Genomic DNA, 14,351 nt, shown 5'->3' on the forward strand with positions numbered 1-14,351 from the left:
TCCCGCCAGCTCTGGAGCCGCGTAATGATAAGTGGAGCATTAATGTGAGAAGCTATTTAGGCGTTTATTGAACGGGATAGTAGGTGAGAAGGAAAACTAAGTAATTATTTTTATATTAATTATGACCATGATAACCAACTCGGTTTGATTATAAATAAAAAATTATTTTCTAATTTATAGACTCATATCACACAAAAAAAAAACGACTTGCCGGAATATATATGAAGGATTTGAGTACTGGATAAGGCCGAGTTTGCGCGATAACTGTCGTGAATAAATATATTGGTGAACGTTGAATATCTTTTATTTTATGAAGTGAGGGTGTTGTTGAATCAATTGAATTTTTTGGGGTTTTTATAAAAAACAAAAAACACTAACAATAAATTAACCAATTATAGGGGTAGCTCTTATAACATCCAAAAATTACAGAAGAGCGATTTACTCAACAGGGTCAGATCAAGGAGAGCATACGCATCTGCTATGAAGGTATTTATCACCAACGAAAAAAAAGCTGAACTTGAATGTCTCCATGACGCCAGTTGTGATGAATGGGTTTGTGAGCGAATAAAAGTGGTTCTCCTTGCCTCTGAAGGTTGGAGTTTGTCCATGATCGCACAGGCTTTGCATCTTAATGAAACCATGGTTAATTATCATATCAATGAGTTCGCTAACAGACATAAACTAAAACCTGAAAACAGCAGGAATATATTAAGTAACGGTGGCAAGTTTATTAGCTGGTGCATAAAAGTTGGATGCTTTTCTGTTGAGGCATACGGAATACCGCTTACTGCGTTACTTTGTATGGATTTACTGAAGCGAATTCCGGGCGCTGTTATTACCGCTATTTTAGACAAAGAATATTTTAATGAAAGTGCTAGAAAGCTGTTATCAAATGGGCGCCATATACCCGTAGCGAAGGATGCGAACGATACAGAAATCAGGAGGCGGATACTGGCATTGTTGGCCCATCAATCGATTGAAAAAAATGCGATGTTCCTGCATGCGAGTGTAATTGAGCGTAATCAGCAAGCGATTGTGCTTTTGGGCGATTATGGTGCTGGCAAAACAACGGTCGCCCTGCAAATGATTCAATGTGGCTGGCAGCAGGTTGCGGGAGACATTTGTTTGATCGGCGCTGAGGGGGATGTTATCGCGGGTTCCAGAGCTGTTCTCTCACGTCAGCCGCTTTATAAGGAAATGCAGCCAACGCGCTTGCCACTTCCTGAAGGGGAGGTGCGCTGGGAAGTTGACGCATGTCATGGTGGCCCTTATGAGGGAATTAAAATAAGAGGGGCCGTGGTTGTTGATGTGCATGAAGCGGTGGCATGTTATCAGGATATGCCGCTGGCTAAGCTGTCGCAGCTTGTCTATCAGGCAGCTACCCGTGTGTTATGCAGGAAAAATTCAAGTTGGGGGGAACAATTTCTGACTATGGAAACAAGGCAAACGCTGGAACGTATTGCCACAAAGTTTTCGTCGGAAATTATATCCGTAGAGCTAAAAGGAAATTCTGATTTTATTGTTGAAAGTATAAATTCAAAGCTTTTTACTTCATGATAAAAACAAATGAAATCACGGTAAATTATAATGAATAAAGAATTGTCGATTGGCATAAACGGATGTTCTGATTTTTCCATCAAACTTTCTGGTTGTGAAAAAGAACTATATGAAGCGATAAAGTACCTGCCTCTCCCTTTTTATATTTCGGACAATCATGATACTTTTTTTTCCTGGTCGATAAGCTTGACTATAGATGTTTTAGTCGCCGATTGGCCAACGCGGTCTCGTCTGCTGGGGGTTTACCGTGCAGGAATAGACGACCCATTTCCATGGCATATAGAGAAATTAACAAGCCAGGATGGGATTATTTGGTTGTTGGACGAAAATAATAACCAACGTGCATTACTTCACATTAATAGAAATACCAGGATAATAGAATTAACACAGGAGGCTGCAAACGGGAAATGGCTTTCTCGGATTATTAAAAACATTTTTAGTGTTGTTCTCATTGATCAGGGGTGGATACCGTTGCATGCATGTGCTTTTTCCATGGGAGAGAGAGCGATTGTCTGCACAGGAGAACGAGGGAGTGGTAAGTCAACGCTCTCGATTCTTGCCGCATCAATGAAGGGGGCAGAGTTTCTATCTGACGATATCGTTTTTATTCGTCCAACGGATCTTCAATTTGAGTGGGATATTATAGGCTGGCCCCGTAGAGTAGGGATTCGAAAAGCACTGTTGGGTGAAATATTTGAAAAAGAAAAACTGAACGACATTCAATCTAAACTGAGGAGAGAGGTCCTTGCCAGTAAAATGCAGCCTCGCGGAGAACGGCTGGCTTTCGACCCTGATGAATTAACCGATCTCCTTGGGGTAAAGTTTACCGGTTATGTGCGGAAAAAATTAAGAATAGCAACAATCGGAAGTGGCGGCGATGATGTGCCGGAGATAGTCTGGGAATTGAGCGAGCATTGCAATAGTATCCGCGCAACAGGAGAGGATATACGTTATTTGGTGGATGTGTTTGGGATATTCACGTTTGGCGATGAAATGAAATCTGATGTGTTAGACCCCAGGGACTGTATTATTGAAAAAACAATGTTCAAATTGCCTTATGATGTCCCTTCGGTCTTTGACCATGTTTGGCCCAAGATAATTAATTAGTATAACAGCAGGTCTAGAATTGAAAGACATCAGGTGTGTAATCTTTGATTTCGGTGGAACACTGGCTAAGCACGCATCTTCACCGGATCTTTCTTCAGTATTATTATCTTTGGAAAAATACTGTGGAATTATTTCGGATAATGTATTTTCGTCTGCTGTTTATGAATCATACGTTAACGCACTCCAACAGTATAAAGTAACAGGTGCTCCTGCTTTATGGAGCGATATTATACGTAATGCTGCGGGGAATTTATCAATAAATTTACCCTCTTTGGCTGGATTCGAAACGTTTTTATGGCAATCGTATCTCGATGGAGAGATTACTGAGCAGACAAAAAGACTACTGCATTCACTTGCCGGAAAAGGCTACTTGTTGATGCTGGCATGTAATACACGTCGCCCACCGGCGTTACGCAGGAAAACATTAATAAATGCAGGCGTTTCTGAATTGTTTTTTGCAGAAGTAATCTCTTCTGAACTGGGGGTTGGTAAACCAGATTCAGCATTTTATGATATCGTCTTGCGTCATATATTTCAGCAAGGGTGCAAGCCACACCACGCGATTTTTATTGGTGATTCATTAGAGCGTGATGTACTAGGCCCAATGAGATTCGGCATGCATGGGTTATTAATTGGTCATACAGAAGAAGGGGGTGTTAAATCAATTCCTGATTTAACATGCCTGAATGATATATTGACGGGGAATAACTGGTAATGGATAAAAACCATGGAAGAGTGTTGTTTGATAAAGGCAGAGTATTACTTTTTCCACCCTCAACGTTATCTAAAGATAGTGTGCATTCTATCGCTAGTGTTGTCAGTCTTGGTACTGAAACCCGGCAATTAAAAAAAACAAAAAACGGGGAACCAAGCTTCGCTGGGTATATGAATTTGGTGGATGCAGGTGATGACGGCCACTGGATATTGCCAACACCACATGGTTCGACGAACGCGACTGCAATGAAAAATCCCCGAGCGTTGGCTGTGGAGAAAAGATTACCGCTTCATTATATTGCAGCCAGTCGATTTCAACTCATTGCAGCTGCTAATTTATTACCTGACACATTTTACTCCGGACAAGTTGCTGTATTAGGATCTGGTCCTGTTGCATTCGGATGTGTTTTAGAATTAACCCGGAAGAAAGTAGATACTATTCATGTCGTTTCAAAACATCCTGAATATACACATTCACTTCTGCCGTGGACGCACTCTATGGCGAGTTGCAGAAAAAACATGTTTGATGTCGTATATGATTGCACTGGTGACTTATCTTCTGCACTTGAAATAGTAAAGGATGGCGGTGTCATCAGCGTCCTTGGAACCCCTTCAGAGGACTATTCATTCGATCTACTGGCAGTTCATCGGCGTGGAATAACGCTATTGGGTATACATGAGTTACGACCTTCAGCAGAAGACTATTTAGCTCGGTTTGAGCAGGTATGTTCCTGGCTAAGTTATGCAGTAAAGGACAATCTATTGTCACAGATGTGTACATATTGGCCAGGAGAAAAAGCACCTGAGTTATATGAGCGTATCGGGACTCATCAGCGATTTAGCCCTTTTATCATGTTCCAATGGTGAAGAGATGAATACAGCATTCCAGGCGCTAGGTTTCTACAGTATCGGATTGAAAAATATTGCTATTAACGAGCTATTCCAGCACCTAAGGCGTGAGGATATCCCATTTTTACACCTTCGTAGCGGGCCCAAAGGTTATGGTTTAACCAAGCTTGAGCCGAGCGAGCTCGATCTGTGTATTCATGAATGTGGCAGGGATATACCCGTTACCATGCTGGCGAGTGATATCACTCTTGAATCCCTTGCAGAAGGTAGTCAGGAGGCAAAAGAGGAATGTAGCCATCTTCAGGATATTGCACTAAACATTGGCGCAAAATATCTACGGATTTTAGCTCCGTCAGCCATAAAAAATGAAAGTTGGGAAAACCTGTGTATCAGCACAATTGCCAATCATGTGGTGATCGTTATCGAACTGCATAACCCTGAATGGTTTTCCCGTCGTCACATTGAGAGATTAAAACAAGTTTGCACTGAACAGAAAATTGGCTTGCTCTTCGATAGTTCGCAGATAGATATGGCATGTCAAATACAAGGGGTCGATGAGGTATCACAGTTCGTTGATTGCTTATTACCTCATGTAAAAGTCATACATTTCTCAGATTCTGGCGGCGGTTTTTCGGGAGTGGGGCACCAGATTACTGCTTTGGCTGCTATAAAAATCCAAAAAAGTGCATATGACATCGAGCTTGCATTTGAATGGACGGGAAAAGAACGAACCACAGGTGCCGCATTTGCAGCTTATCGGCGAGCAGAGAATTTTTGGCATTCTCAGTGTAAATAAAGGGATATACATGAGAGAGAATAATAACCCCACCGAGCTTGATAAGCTGGTTAGCATATTAGATAAAAGATATAACATCACCAATGTAGAAAGTATTAATCGTCTGGAAATTGGCCAGGGAACGATAAATTATCGTATGAGGTGTACTGATCGTTCATATTTTATCAAACGCTATATCGGACATGAAAATCTGGCAGAAGAAGCTGCTGGCATTGAGCTTTCAGAAATTGCTTCAGCCGCAGGGGTTCGCACCGCAAGAATAATTCCCAACATACGAAATCAATGGATTGACCAAAGTTCAGATATTTCTATTTCGCTCTGGGAGTGGGTTGAAGGGCAAGTTATCACTGATAATCTTAATATTAAGCAATATCAGCAGGTAGGTGCGGTTCTTGGCCAGATCCATAACGTGTTTTCCTCCTTACATTATAAAAAAATCACTGATAGCAAGCCTCAGAGATGGAGGGACATATCGCCCCTGGCCGTATTGTCCGATATAGAAGATATTACCCTTGCTATTAATAAGAGGAAATTATCAGGGATTGAGGATGACTTTGACAGACAAAGTTTATTTTTCCTGAATGAAAGAAAAGAGCAACTAAAAAGGTTTGCTCCTTTGATGTCGGAATTGCCTGTGTTGGGGACACAGATTATCCACAGTGATTATTCTTTTGTTAATATGCTTTTTAAAAACGATAAGATAAATGCGGTTCTGGATTTTCGACCTCCTGAGATTTTCTTCATATCCTATGATCTGGGAAGAATCGCTTTTTACCCAAATACAGTAGCTAACAATCCTAACTGGCTAAAAATAGCTCAAGAGATTATCACTGCTTACAAAGATGCTAATCCACATGTTTCGGCTAGTGACATAATTTTTTGTGGGAGAGTTGCGCTCCTTCAGCTACTTAAAAGCTTATATGGTGTTAAGCAACATTACTTAAAACCAGCACTCCTCCAGGATGATCTCGACGGTTTTTGGAAGCTTCGACATCAAACTGTGAGCATCATGCTAACAAAAATAGAAGAGATAGAAGAAGTATTGCGAGGGATTTAAGTTACCTCATTCCTTAAGTGCCTCAGACAATTAATATATTCTCATGATTGAGTTAATTAATTTTTTATTATGTCTAATATGAAAAGGAACTTATTTTGGAAAGATTAAGAACGAACGAAAATTTAGTAGAAGCTAATTGCCTCTGGAAGTCACTAAAAGGCTCATTGAGCCATGAGGAATTCACATCGGCGCTATATGATTTAATCAAGGAATATAAATTAAATCTGAAGGCTTGCTCCGAAGGGTATGCAATAATTTATCAGGATGCAGTAGCAGAACACTTGGGGTTGGAAATTATCTGGCGAAAAATCCCATCAATATCTTCAGGAATGCAAAGACACCTTTTTGATAACAATTGTAGTATTGAAATCCTTATTTTGCATAAGGGAAATGAAACTGATAGACCGAACTGGGCAATGCCACTTATTGGTCGCATTGCTAATGTGCTGGAGAGATATAATAGTTCCGAGTTATTAGAAATCGAAATGTCAATGCCCTTGATAGAAAAATTCATACCTAATAGTAACTCGAAAGTAAAGGAGTGGGCTTTTATTTTCCGAGACCACTTTGTGGAAAATTCTCTCGGTTTCTTGCAAGCCTTAATAAAATCGGGTGTGCCGCCAGAATGGATCTATGCGTTTGATAAAGGTGATCAAACTAAAAATCGCCATCGCATACGAGCTACCATGGCTGCAATGGGGATTCGAACGGGTTTGTTCGATAACACAACAATAGATGCACCGGAATCATTTTCACAGCAGTTGCAAGAGGCTTGCGTAGAGGTTGATAACTTTATCGATGAGGCAAAGAGTAACGGCCGGAAAGTCATGGTTATTGATGATGGCGGCATAGTTGCATGTGGGTATGGTTCACCTCAATCTCCGCGCAGAGTAGATGCCGCATTGGAATTAACTATTTCAGGGTTAAAGCGGATATCTGCAGTTTGTGGTCTGGATATCCCAGTGCTAAACCTTGCAAAATCTGAGCTAAAACAATGTTTGGGATATCCCGAAATTGTGAATTCATGCTTGCGCCGGATTCATACCATTCTTCCTGGATATAAGATCATTGGGCAGCATATTATCGTGTTGGGCTATGGCTCATTAGGCGAGAAACTCGCACGTGCCATGAGAGAGCAAGGTTCACAAATACACGTGGTCGAGACTGACATCTTACGGTTAATTCAGGCCGCTGAAGCGGGATTTTCAACATTTGGCAGTTTAAGTGATGCGCTGCGCCAGGTTAAGCCGTTCATGATTGCAGGGACGTCGGGGAATATTGCACTGACGCCTTTAGACTTGCCTCTATTACCTGACGGTGTTTTTCTTGCACCCTTTGCTACGAAAGATTTCAGCATATTGACAACACAGCATTTTTCTTTAGAAGTTGATGCCCTTCCAACCGTAGGTAAACGCTATCGACTCGACCCATCACGGTGTGCGGTTGTTCTCGGAGATGGCCGTTCGATGAACATCTTTGACGAAGACAGTATTCCTAATGAAGGATACGATGCTTACCGGGCTGGTACGCTAATTGTGGCCGATTATGTGTGTTCTCATTTGGAAGATATTGGCAACGGTGTTCAGGTTGATGTCGTCGATGAAATTATCAGAAACTCTGGACTCTATAGCGAATACTATAATCGCTATTTGAAAAATGCAGCAGCTAGTCCTCAAAAATTTAACATGAATGCTGTGGTGGTAGGTTATGGGGTCGCGGGACGAATGCACGCGCGGATCCTTGCTGACGAAGGGGCTTGCATTTCAATTGTCGATCCCAAATTCCAAAACCTTCCTTGTATGGAACAGGCAAAATGTATAAATCAGTTACCGCCGTCTGTTATAAAATCTGCAGATATCTGGTCTGTATGCACGCCTACCTCTGAGCATTTGTCTTGTGTAAGAGAAATATTGAAATTTAATCCAAAAGCAAATATTTACCTTGAAAAACCAGCTTGCCAGGCAAATGAAATCAATGAACTTATCGAATTAAATAACAACTATCCATCAGCGCGGATCGCTGTTGTTGATCAATATTCTCATACTACTGTATTGAGTTCATTTCTGAAAATTATTCGCAAGTATGAACCTTCTGAGCCAATTCATCGGATAGAAATACAATTCCATAAGGATCGAAGCCAGGATATTGAAAAAGGGCGATTTGTTGATCGTTCCTATGGTGTCCTGGGCTATGAGTGGTTACATATGCTGTCGGTCTTAAAGGAGATTATGGGCCACAATTTTGAACAATACATATCTCAAGAACCTATTAACTCAGCATTTGATCCTATCTTCAATTCGAGTCTTTTTTTATCGGGATTGACGGAGAAAACACGTTGTAATTTCCAGGAGGGTAATTGTGATGTTGTACTCAAATCAAATATTTTAATGAAACCGAAAACGGTATTGCCTCACGAAATTTTTTCCAGTTCTACCTCTCCTTTGTGGCGTGGACGGCGTCGTTCGCCAGACGACCGCGATCGTAAAGTCACGCTTGAAGTCGGAGATGTGACGGCAAACATCTTCTTAGATCCCGTTACCGATCAAGAAGGAAGGCAGTTACCACGCAATCATCACAGAATATTGATCCAAAGAGACGGAAAAACGTTACACGATGAGATTATTATGGACTCCCCATTGCATAACGCTATTCGCAGTGCTATTGCATATTTTAGAGAGTCAAAGGATCCTGTTTATATCGATCTCAGTACGTTAAAACGTATTTCATCGATTGCGAGTCATTTGCGATCTAAGGCAGGGGTACAACAAACATTGCCTTATCTCCAGGTTGAGCTCTGAATGAGTGATTAGAGACAGTAACAATCCGCCAGTCCGTATTGGTTACTGGCTACGGTCTGGCGATTTATTAATAAAACTGTATTTGTCCTTTTAGTATATAGAGAATTTAGTATTTTATAATGAGAAATAATCAACGAGAAACATCAGTTCAGACATCATTGATGCAGTAATTAGCTTTTTCCTTATTGCATCCAAAAAATAGAGCATTAATTTTATTAAAGGGACTGATTAATGAAGTTTTATATTCTTTTAGCACTTCTGTTTTTCACTGGTTTGTGTAAAGGACAGGAGTGTTCTGAAGTTTCATTTGTCACTTATGATGATATTAATTCGAGAATCATTCGACATACGAAACCCATCAATGTAGGATTCGATATAGATGATACGTTGATTAACTCTGCAAGTGGTTTTTTGATTGGAAAAGCTATTTTTTCTTTGAATGATGAATCTTATTTACGTAATAAAAGGTTCTGGAATTATGTAAATAACAATGCATTTTATTTTTCAAAAATTAAAAGATCGTTAATTAAAATAATAGAGTTGCATCTAAAACATGATGATAACATCTATTTTATGACAAACAGGGTGAAGACGCCTACAGAGAATCTAAGTTTGTTTTTATCTCAGGAGTTTAAAATCCCATTTAATAAAAGGAAGTATGTTTACTTTAAACAAACAAAAAATGGAGTAAGAAAAGACAAACATTATTATATAAAGATGTTTGATATTAATTTCTTTTATGGCGATTCTGATGAGGATGTAGACTTGCCTGAAAAGGATAAAGTCTTTGCAGTCCGTGTGTTACGAACGGATCCCTATAATAAGAAACGGTATAGTGTGAATAAGTATTGTGAGCCTGTGCTTTTTCCATATTGACATTATACCCAAGGATCATTAATTTATTACGGATTTATATTTTCTCAGTTAACGAAGGATATATTGAATGGATATGCATAATACAAAAATTATTGATATAATTCATGACGTGACAGGCTTGAAAGTTGAGCATATTGATGCTGAGCTATCAGTGGTTGGCGTAGACTCTGTCGGGTTATTAGATGTTATCTTTAAAATAGAAGAGGATATGGGAATAGAGTTTTCAGCTGATGAGTTATCTATTGAGAACTTTTTTTCTGTGAGAAAAATTTGCCAGGTAGTAACGTTAGCAAAAGAAAGAAATAACAATTAACTTTGTTAAATTTTTGTTGGTATAAACTCTGGGATTTATTCCTATATTAATGCTTTCATGGAGTAATTACATGGATCTTTTGAGGGTTTTAAAAGACATATTGTGTGGGAAAACGGAGCAAGAAGAAGCCTTAAGGGTTTCATTAAAAAACTCTGTAATTATGAAAAGTGTTATACATACTAAAATATCGACGTTGATATGTGGATATTACAAAATTGATAATAGCTGGGATGGCTATGAACACATAGAGTCGATCGTACAGAAAGTAAAAAAACTCTACGAATCTGGAGAGCTTTTTTTGGAGCATCATCCAGAGGTACGATCGCGAACTGTAAAAGGATTTGTGAGTAGCAATTTATATCCAGAGCGATGGTGGCGTCAGGTTGGCGATCTTGATATTTTTCTCCCACTGGAGCAAGCTTCAATACTCCATAATGAAATGATATCAAATGGGTTTTCAGAGATTGCTGGATATATGGATCGGCGTGTTCCCACACCAGACAACCGCCGTAAGGCAATGATGTATTTACTTCAGCACAGTCATGAATTGCCAAAATTAGAAAATAACAATGGCCTGGTTATTGATACCAACTTTCGCGCTATATATAGAGGTAACCCACAATTTAGGAAGATTTTCTCTACAGATTCTATTGAACGTTTCTTCTATGAAAACTGGCAGGAGTTTCTCACTTCGCCTTCGGAATACCCATCTAATGATATGACGTTCTTTTTTATCACTCTGCATCACAGTGCAGAAATTATGCTTTTTGATTTTCAAGATAAAAGAGATGTTTCCACTGATATTTGCTTGGGTAAACTTTTTGATATATTGCTTTTTATCAAAAAAAATCTTGTATCGGCAGCTAACATTCGTGAGATGCTCAATAAGTCTGAAAGCCATGCTTTGTTTTCCTATTTATTTTGGATTGTGGATCAGCTTTTTGATGATCAAGATTGGCGTGATTTTGGGAAAGAACTGAACATTTCAGAAACACAGTATAAGAATGTATTCTTTTCACGACAAGGTGATATGAGACGCTGGGATGTAATGCCATCTTCTCGGGTTTACTCGATAAATGTCATCGATAACTCCTCCATTTTCAATGGATAGTATCCCAATTATAATGTTTTTGATGAGTTAAAAATATTTTCCATAGTATTTTTTAATAGTGCCTGATCGTTATTTTTTTTATTAACGATACGATAATATAGGGAAATGGTATGAGCTACTCACTGACTCCAGAACAAAATATTTTATTTGAAAGTGCATATAAATTTGGCTGTGAAGAAATATTGCCTATTTCACTTTTGTGTGAAGAGCAGGAAAATATTCCAAGAGAATTATTGGCTAAGATTGGAAAGCTAGGCTTCGGTGCTATTTGTGTTCCAAAAAGTCTTGGGGGATTGGGGGAGGACTTTTTAGCCAGTTCATTGGTGCATGAGGCTCTCGCCATGTCTTGCCCTGCAATAGCGGCATTCGTATCTGTTCATAATATGGCGACGGGCATTATAGCTAAATATGGAACGACAGCCTTAAGGTCAGAGTGGTTAGAACGGTTAGTCACCATGGAGTCGATAGCGTCTTATTGTTTGACTGAGCCACATTGCGGTTCAGATGCGGTCTCCTTGACAACAACAGCAGTAAAAGAGGAGGGGGGATACAAGACAACGGGCACTAAATCATTTATTACCGGTGGAGGGTACTCGGATATTTATTTGGTGATGGTAAGAACGGGGGGGAAAGGGCCTCTTGGCATTAGCGCCCTATGTGTGGAAAAAGAGACCAATGGTCTGCGTTTCGCATCACCAGAGAAAAAAATGGGCTGGAAATCCCATTCCACGTCAAAAATCCTATTGGAGGACTGTCTTATCCCTATCAGTAATTTGGTGGGAAGAGAAGGGCATGGATTTCGTTTGGCAATGGAAGCGCTTAATGAAGGTCGCTTGAATATTGCATCTTGCTCATTAGGAGGTGCGCAAGCAGCCTTCAATAAGGCTGTTTTGTATATGTCCGATAGAACAGCATTTGGCAAGAAACTAAAGGATTTTCAAGCATTGCAATTTAAAATAGCTGAAATGGAAACTGAACTTCAGTCATCACGAGCCATGTTAAGGCTAGCGGCAAAAAAAATGGATGACCGCACCAAAGATGCAACAACATATTGTGCGATGGCCAAATTAATGGTTACTGAACGGTCATCCAGGGTCGCCAATGATGCGCTACAGATCCTGGGAGGATATGGATATCTCACGGATTATGGAATTGAAAAAATTGTGCGAGATTTACGCGTGCATCAAATCGTTGAAGGCAGCAGTGAGGTGATGAAGGAAATTATATCGAGCAGTATATTTCATAAGTAGGTAAGACAGTGAGTAATTATTGAACTCATGATGTTTATATCAAGTTGACGATGAGGTTTAACGAGTGAAGCAACTGTCTTATCCCAGATTTCCCTACTTTTCTCTCTCGGATTTCAGCATTCATCAATTAACCGTTTTTTTCAGAGAAAGGATGCAATTACTAAAGCTTTTCGCGTCTGGCGGTACACTGTTTATCCTTGCTGCCGCAGCCATGATTGCTGCCGGAGGTATTATCAGTGTTTTGCTTCCCGGCTTTGCACATCAGGTAGTCGCGGATATGACGAGTAATAGTGAATCTAAACCCGTGTTCTATTCTGTGCTTTATTTGTCTTTGGCTCTCTTTAGTCTTCAGGCTTTAGAAATAGTACGATCATATATCGGAAAAATAGCCGCAAAGCGTATTGATGGTACTATCCGGATGCAGGTAAGAAACATTATCTTGTCTGTGCGGGGTATGGAGCAATTAGAACAAGCTGAGTTTCAGCAGATGGTCGAGAAAGCCAGCGATCAAGGATTAACCTGGCGCATACGTTCTGCGGGGACTGCTGCAATAGGGCAACTTCAATTAATAGCCCGTATTGTTTCTGTGCTAGGCATGGCGTTTGCCTTAGCACATTACTTCCCGTTGTTAGCGGGGTTTTTATTTATCTCGACCAGTTTTTTACGCGCAGTGGGGTTACGTCAATGGTTGTTTCTGGAAAAATTTAAAGACGACCGATTATCTGAGAAGAGAAAGGTTGACTATTGGTCGGCATTAGCTACAACGCCTGAACCAGCCAAGGAAATCCGAATCTTTGGTCTTTCTGGGTGGGTTAGTGAAAAACGGAAGGCTGCTCATCTTATGTGGCTTTCTGACTACTGGCGGGTAAGGAGGAAAATCCTTAACAACCAGGTATTCCCCGCAGCGCTTGCTGTCATTAATGGTATCGCTGCTCTCTACATACCTGGTGCATCTGCATTCAATGGGGAAATTTCTAATGCAGATTTGGCCGCATGTCTCGTCGCAGCTTGGGGCATTTTTAAAATGGCGACGATTGGAGGCGAAGCCTATGACATCGAGTATGGAAGAACAGCGATTACAGCACTCGATACACTGAAAGCATCCATTTATCCTGAACCCGACTCTGGTGTATCAGTTGATAATTCTCTACCTGATATCGTTTTTCGTAATATCTCATTTAAATACCCTAATAGCCCGAATGCGATATTTGAAAACTTCAATTTGCATATTAAACCACGTGAACGGATTGCCATCGTAGGGAGCAACGGTGTAGGGAAAACAACATTAATAAAACTATTGGCCGGTCTTTATCTCCCTGATTCAGGGGAAATACTAATTAATGGTAAGGATATAAGGGAATTAAATATTTCTAGCTGGCGAAAGAGAATGTCTGTTTTATTCCAGGATTTTATTCGATATCCTTTGTCGATACGCGAAAATATTACAGCATCGGCGCCTGGCGAAATCAGCACTGACGACGAATTAATGGAGTTATTAACTCGCTGTGGTGCCGCGGAAGTGGTCAGAAAAAATGACCGTGGGCTGGACACTGAAGTTTGGCGTACAGGTATGCAAGGCAATGATTTATCTGGTGGTGAGTGGCAAAAACTTGCGTTGACCAGAGTAATCTATGCCGCGTTCCACGGTAGAAAAGTGATTATTCTTGATGAACCAACTGCGCATATGGATGTTCATGCCGATGTCGAATTTTTTGATAGGGTGAACAGGTTGGCGGGCGACAGTACGGTAATTATTATTTCCCATCGCCTATCAACTGTTCGTTTCGCAGACCGGATTATTTTGTTAAATAACGGCGTGGTAGCTGAGCAAGGCAATCATGAACAGCTTATGTTCCAAAATGGTGCATATGCAAATTTATTTAATTTGCAGGCCTCTCGTTTTGAAGAAAAATAAACTGAATG

Annotated in this window: 11 protein-coding genes and 1 pseudogene; all 12 read left to right on the forward strand. The window is 40.2% G+C overall.

What is annotated here, in order from left to right:
- Positions 1-480: 480 nt before the first annotated feature.
- Positions 481-696: pseudogene (locus DMB82_RS01990) on the forward strand (IS630 family transposase); the annotation flags it as partial.
- An 891-nt stretch (positions 697-1,587) separates the two neighbouring features.
- A complete protein-coding gene (locus DMB82_RS01995; RefSeq protein WP_116164356.1) occupies positions 1,588-2,664 on the forward strand; it encodes a phosphoenolpyruvate carboxykinase (ATP) in 1,077 nt (358 codons plus the stop codon).
- A 19-nt stretch (positions 2,665-2,683) separates the two neighbouring features.
- Positions 2,684-3,379: an HAD family hydrolase gene (locus tag DMB82_RS02000; protein WP_167469176.1), complete on the forward strand. Its 696-nt coding sequence runs from the start codon at positions 2,684-2,686 to the stop codon at positions 3,377-3,379.
- Positions 3,379-4,245, forward strand: coding sequence for a zinc-binding dehydrogenase (locus DMB82_RS02005; protein ID WP_116164360.1), 867 nt, complete (start codon positions 3,379-3,381; stop codon positions 4,243-4,245). Before DMB82_RS02000 ends, DMB82_RS02005 begins: the two co-directional genes overlap by 1 nt.
- Before the next feature lie 4 nt (positions 4,246-4,249).
- Positions 4,250-5,023, forward strand: a complete 774-nt coding sequence (locus tag DMB82_RS02010) for a hypothetical protein (RefSeq protein ID WP_116164362.1) — start codon at positions 4,250-4,252, stop codon at positions 5,021-5,023.
- Positions 5,024-5,033: 10 nt separating this feature from the next.
- Positions 5,034-6,080, forward strand: coding sequence for a phosphotransferase enzyme family protein (locus DMB82_RS02015; protein ID WP_167469177.1), 1,047 nt, complete (start codon positions 5,034-5,036; stop codon positions 6,078-6,080).
- A gap of 95 nt (positions 6,081-6,175) precedes the next feature.
- On the forward strand, positions 6,176-8,878 hold the full coding sequence (locus DMB82_RS02020) for a Gfo/Idh/MocA family oxidoreductase (protein ID WP_116164366.1): 2,703 nt from the start codon (positions 6,176-6,178) through the stop codon (positions 8,876-8,878).
- 231 nt (positions 8,879-9,109) lie between these two features.
- The gene (locus DMB82_RS02025; RefSeq protein ID WP_116164368.1) at positions 9,110-9,754 is read left to right on the forward strand and encodes an HAD family acid phosphatase; all 645 of its coding nucleotides are present in this window, start codon (positions 9,110-9,112) and stop codon (positions 9,752-9,754) included.
- A gap of 67 nt (positions 9,755-9,821) precedes the next feature.
- Complete coding sequence (locus DMB82_RS02030) at positions 9,822-10,067, forward strand: acyl carrier protein (protein WP_116164370.1); 246 nt, start codon at positions 9,822-9,824, stop codon at positions 10,065-10,067.
- A 70-nt stretch (positions 10,068-10,137) separates the two neighbouring features.
- Entirely contained in the window at positions 10,138-11,178 is a 1,041-nt protein-coding gene (locus DMB82_RS02035) for a nucleotidyltransferase family protein (protein WP_167469178.1), read from the forward strand.
- A 110-nt stretch (positions 11,179-11,288) separates the two neighbouring features.
- Positions 11,289-12,428 carry an acyl-CoA dehydrogenase family protein gene (locus DMB82_RS02040; RefSeq protein ID WP_116164374.1) on the forward strand — a complete coding sequence of 380 codons (1,140 nt, stop codon included), beginning with the start codon at positions 11,289-11,291 and terminating at the stop codon, positions 12,426-12,428.
- A gap of 64 nt (positions 12,429-12,492) precedes the next feature.
- On the forward strand, positions 12,493-14,343 hold the full coding sequence (locus DMB82_RS02045; RefSeq protein ID WP_116164376.1) for an ABC transporter ATP-binding protein: 1,851 nt from the start codon (positions 12,493-12,495) through the stop codon (positions 14,341-14,343).
- Positions 14,344-14,351 lie beyond the last annotated feature (8 nt).

Origin of the sequence: Pectobacterium aquaticum (assembly GCF_003382565.3) — a bacterium.
Classification (GTDB): domain Bacteria; phylum Pseudomonadota; class Gammaproteobacteria; order Enterobacterales; family Enterobacteriaceae; genus Pectobacterium; species Pectobacterium aquaticum.

Coding starts and splice junctions, on each gene's coding strand:
- DMB82_RS01995 (WP_116164356.1), top strand. CDS start 1,588: ATGAATAAAGAATTGTCGATTGGCATAAACGGATGTTCTGATTTTTCC.
- DMB82_RS02005 (WP_116164360.1), top strand. CDS start 3,379: ATGGATAAAAACCATGGAAGAGTGTTGTTTGATAAAGGCAGAGTATTA.
- DMB82_RS02010 (WP_116164362.1), top strand. CDS start 4,250: ATGAATACAGCATTCCAGGCGCTAGGTTTCTACAGTATCGGATTGAAA.
- DMB82_RS02015 (WP_167469177.1), top strand. CDS start 5,034: ATGAGAGAGAATAATAACCCCACCGAGCTTGATAAGCTGGTTAGCATA.
- DMB82_RS02025 (WP_116164368.1), top strand. CDS start 9,110: ATGAAGTTTTATATTCTTTTAGCACTTCTGTTTTTCACTGGTTTGTGT.
- DMB82_RS02030 (WP_116164370.1), top strand. CDS start 9,822: ATGGATATGCATAATACAAAAATTATTGATATAATTCATGACGTGACA.
- DMB82_RS02035 (WP_167469178.1), top strand. CDS start 10,138: ATGGATCTTTTGAGGGTTTTAAAAGACATATTGTGTGGGAAAACGGAG.
- DMB82_RS02040 (WP_116164374.1), top strand. CDS start 11,289: ATGAGCTACTCACTGACTCCAGAACAAAATATTTTATTTGAAAGTGCA.